This is a genomic window from Intestinibacter sp., from assembly GCF_051866655.1.
Lineage (GTDB): Bacteria > Bacillota > Clostridia > Peptostreptococcales > Peptostreptococcaceae > Intestinibacter.
Genome location: NZ_JBJDXL010000209.1, coordinates 1 through 4812, shown reverse-complemented (window position 1 = coordinate 4812; position 4812 = coordinate 1). Strand labels below are relative to the sequence as shown.

Below are 4812 nucleotides of genomic sequence, written 5' to 3'. Positions count from 1 at the left end.
TGTTTCTGTTTTTAGATTTTTAGAAACCTGTTCATATACTTGTGCGACTGTAAGACCGTATTTCATAGCTTTTTCCTTGTTAACTGAGACACGTTGTTCAGTTTCGGCGTTATCTAAGGTACTAGTTATATCTGTGACACCTTCAATTGAATTTAATAATTCAGTCATATCAGCTGATATATCTTGAAGCTTATCTAAGTCATCGCCTTTTATTTCTACGCTTATTCCAGAACCTAGCATGCTTCCCATATCCATAGTAGATTCAGAAATTGATATATCGCAGTCCATAGAAGATGTCTCTTCTTTAATCATTTTTGCTATTTCTTTATTTGTGTGTTTCATATCCTCTTTTAAAACGATATAAACAGATAAACTTTCTCCTTTCCCAGATGACATAGAGCTCATCATACCTCCAGAACCACTCATTGCTCCGACACCCTCTACATCTTCAATATTTTTAACTTTTTGTACAAATTCATCGCCGACCTTTTCTAAATCTTCTTCAGAAAGCTCTTGGTCTTCTTTAGCAGAGATAGTAGCTGTCATTTGTGTAGAGCTCATTTCTGGCATAAATGCAGTTCCCATTTTTGTCACACTAAAGCCAGCTAATAATAAAAGTAGTAATGCGCCTATAAGCACAATCGCTTTATGGTCAAGTGCTTTTTCTAATATCAATTCATAGCCATTTACAAATTTATCGAAAAATCTATGTTCTTTTTCATCTGTAGAAGTTAAAATTCTAGATGCCATACAAGGTACTAATGTAAGTGCTATTATTAAACTCGCTATTAATGAGTAAGCTATAGTAAGACCCATATCCACAAATAGTTGTCTTGTAATACCGTCTGTAAATATTATTGGTACAAAAACACATATAGTGGTTAGAGTAGATGCGAATATAGCACCGGAAACTTGTTTTGCACCATAGACGGCAGCTTTAAATTTGCTTACACCGCTATTTCTGAGCCTGTATATATTTTCTATGACGACTATACTGTTATCTACCAGCATACCTACACCTAGAGATAAACCAGATAGTGAAATCATATTTAGAGAAATTCCTGTGAAATACATTAAAACTACTGCAAATAATAGACTCATAGGTATACTGAAGGCTATTATTATAGTAGGTTTAATACTTCTTAAGAATATTAGAAGAACTATTACAGCTAATACACCACCGTACATTAAGTTCTTTAATATACTGTCGACAACCATGTCTATATATATTCCTTGGTCCATTAGAGAAAGAATATGTAATTTATTGTTGTCGCTAGTCATAGAATCAATAGTTTCATTTAGCTTTTTGCAAGTTGAGGCAGTAGAAGCTGTACTAGTTTTTTCTATAGCTAGCATTACACCAGGGTTTCCATTTACATTTGTGTAAGAGTCATTTACATTATTTACATATTTAACATCGGCAACATCTTTAAGATAGATATCTCCAATACCATCCATTGAGAATAAAAGTAAATCCTCAACTTGGTCTATAGAAGTAAATTTATCCCCGACCTTTACTGAATATTTTGATGTATCCTCTGAAACATATCCAGCAGGCATAGAGAAGTTTTCTGCTGCAAGTACAGAGTTAATCATTTCGGGTGTAATCTTAGTTGATAAATCTGCAGATTTTAAAGCTTCCTCTCTTGCAGTTTCAAGTTCCTTTTTAGCAGCTTCAAGCTGAGATTTACCTTGAATTATTTTTATAGATGCTTTTGTTAGCTCTTGATTTAGTGTTGATTTTGCACTTTCAAGCTCTTTTTGTTTGTTTTTTAATTCCTTTTGTTTAGCCTTTAATTCGTCAGCAGATGCTGAAGAGCTATCTAGGCCTTTTTCTGCATTTTTTATAGTTTCATCTATAGTGTTTATAGTTGATTCCAAAGCAGCGATATTTTCTTTGATAGTTGATGTATCAAGTCCAGCTTGTTCTGCTATTTTTAATTGCTCTTTAAATTCTTTTAATTTTGATTTAGATTCTTTGAGCATTTCTTTAGCTTCAGAAAGAGCAGGATCTATAGAATCTCCAACTGAATCTATCATTTGTATTTGAGCTATAGCAGATGATAGCTGTGTTAAACCTGATTCTAATTCAACACTGGCTTCAGTTAATTGAGATATTTGTTTTTTGCTTTGCTTTTCAAGCTCTGATTCACTTTTTTCTAAATCAGATAAGGCATTGTCTATTTCAGATTCTTTTTTATCTAATTCAGAATTAATATTATTTTGAATTTTTTTATTAAGTGAATCGATTTTGTCTGTGTCCAAAGTAATTTGTAATTGATTTTCAACAAGACCAGTAGCACTTACAGATGCGACACCTTCTATACGCTCTAGATTAGGTATAACCTCGTCATTGACGTATGTAGAGACTTCATCTATAGACATTCCGTCTACATCTACACTGACCATCATTATTGGCATCATATCTGGATTTAACTGCATAAGAGTAGTAGGACCTACAGCGTCGTCGAAGTATCCTTCGACTAAGTCTACTTTTCCGTTAAGGTCTATTATCGCAGAATCCATATTAGTATCTTGTGAAAATTCAAGTATTACTATACTTACATTTTCATTTGAAACAGAAGTAACATTTTCTACACCACTTACTGTGGCGAAGGTTTCTTCTAGTGGGTTTGTAACAGTACTTTCGACTTTTTCTGGACTTGCTCCAGGATATGTTGTATAAGCGATTACGTAAGGCAAATTCATGCTAGGAAGCAAGTCTGTTGTCATTTTTGTAAATGAAACAACACCAAGAACAAGTACCATAATTATGGCAACAAATACTGTTAGTGGTTTTTTTACACTAAATTTTGGTAACAATTATTTCACCTCTCTTTAAAATTTTTATCGACTGACCAGTCAGTCAGTTAACAGTATAAGTATATCACTTTATAAAAAATAAATAAATAGAATGTAAGATAATGTAAGATAAAAAAATAAGAAGAGGAGTATTAAAAAATACTCCCCTAGTAAAAATCTTTTTAATATATTAAATTTTAGTTTAGATTAAGCTATTTTCTTTGTTTCTGTAACATTTTCTTCTTTATTGTGTTTTTGTATGCGTATTGATGCGATTAATAAACAAGAATATGCAATTATGGCATAAACCATTGTGATCATCCAAGAAACTGGATATCCTAAATTATCAACAGAAAGTCCGAAAAGAACTGTACCTATAGCATATCCTATAGCAAAGAATACTTGAACTATACCTAATATAGTACCAAATTCTCTATCTCCAAATAATGCACCTGTTAAATAAGAAGGACCTATTATATAAGCAAATATAGATATACCTAAAAGTGCAGCGAATAAGTATCCTAAAGCAGGTATATCAGCTACAAATAATAAGCTTAGGCAACATATTACAACCATTGCACCAGATAATAATAGTGATTTTTTGATGCCTAATTTATCAAAGAATAATCCTCCACATAAGTTACCAAATATAGAGAAGAAAGCGAATACTGAACCTATATTTGCTACAAATGTAGCATTAAATCCTATTGTATATAAATAAGAAATATATTGGATTGATAGACCGCTTACATAGAATCCTACGAAGATAAATCCTGCAGCTAATATCCAAAATAATTTCATTTTAGTTACTTCTTGAAGAGTATATCCCCATGAGCTTAAGTTAGCTTTAGCGTGTTCAGACTTTTTCTTAGAAGAAGGTCTAACTAATTCTGATTCGCTCTTAGGTAATCTAACTAAAAATAAAGCTATTGGTAGGGCAACTATAAGTGAAATTATACCAAATATAAAGTAGGCTTTGGCATATCCGAAGTTTGGATCACTAAGTAATCTAGCAGCTATTTGTTGTAGGAATATATTACCGATTCCGCTACCAGAAAATGCTATCCCCATAGCTATACCTTTGTTTTCTTTAAACCATGCGTTTACAAGTAGAGGAACACCGATAGCAGATATTATAGCATTACCAACTTGAACTAAAGCTGATATACCGTAGTAAGCCCATAGGTTACCTCCAGCAAATGCATAAAGTGAAAAACCACCACCGCATAATATGGCTCCTATTACGTAGATTAATTTTATATTGTTTTTAGGATTAGATAGCATTTTACCTATAGATGGTGATGCTATTGCCGATACTATTGTACCTATTGTAAATAATAAAGAGAATTGTGTTAATGTGAACCCTTCTCCGCTAGTTACAAAGTTAATAAACTGTGGCTGAACATTCATCGCTATACCATAAGGGACAGCTTGAATCAACATACATGCCACAACTATTACCCAACCATAAAAGAATGGTTTTTTGTTAGTTGTATTTTCCATTATTATTTCTCCTTTTATGTTTAATATAAGTGTTGTTTATTATTATTGCCGAATAATCATTAATATAGACACGTAAATTAAATAAAAATATTCAATTTAAATTAAAATTAAATTTTAATACAAGGGAATTTTAGCATACCATATTTTTAGAAAAAATCAAAGGTCTTTTTATAAAAAACATAGATCGGAGCATAATAAATAATGTAAAAATAAAAAATAAGATGAAAATAAACGATATTTTTAGAAAATGTGAATAAAAATATTTAAAAATCAAAAAATATGAATGTTCAAGACTTAAATAATAATGAATAACATAGATTTAAAAATTATATTGACATGTAAATTTACAATTTGATAAAATTATTAAATAGCGAATTAAGTAAATTATTGTCGAAAAAATACAAGGAAAAATAATATAAAATAAAAATTTCTAAATTAAGAAAAATTAAAGAAGGGAGAGCTACTGATTAAATTTAACCAGTAGCAAATATGAAATTAAATGGCTAA

Annotated in this window: 2 protein-coding genes; both read right to left on the bottom strand. The window is 30.9% G+C overall.

Annotated features, from left to right (window positions below; all coding sequences use genetic code 11):
- Positions 1-2823: efflux RND transporter permease subunit (locus ACI3VO_RS06385; RefSeq protein ID WP_439757106.1), on the bottom strand; the 2823-nt coding region annotated here is incomplete at its 3' end.
- Between the two features lie 186 nt (positions 2824-3009).
- Positions 3010-4305 carry a conjugated bile salt MFS transporter gene (locus ACI3VO_RS06380; protein WP_439757105.1) on the bottom strand — a complete coding sequence of 432 codons (1296 nt, stop codon included), beginning with the start codon at positions 4303-4305 and terminating at the stop codon, positions 3010-3012.
- Positions 4306-4812: the final 507 nt, after the last annotated feature.

Bases quoted from the DNA above. Each gene is read 5' to 3' on its own strand.
- ACI3VO_RS06380 (WP_439757105.1), bottom strand. From the start codon at position 4,305: ATGGAAAATACAACTAACAAAAAACCATTCTTTTATGGTTGGGTAATA.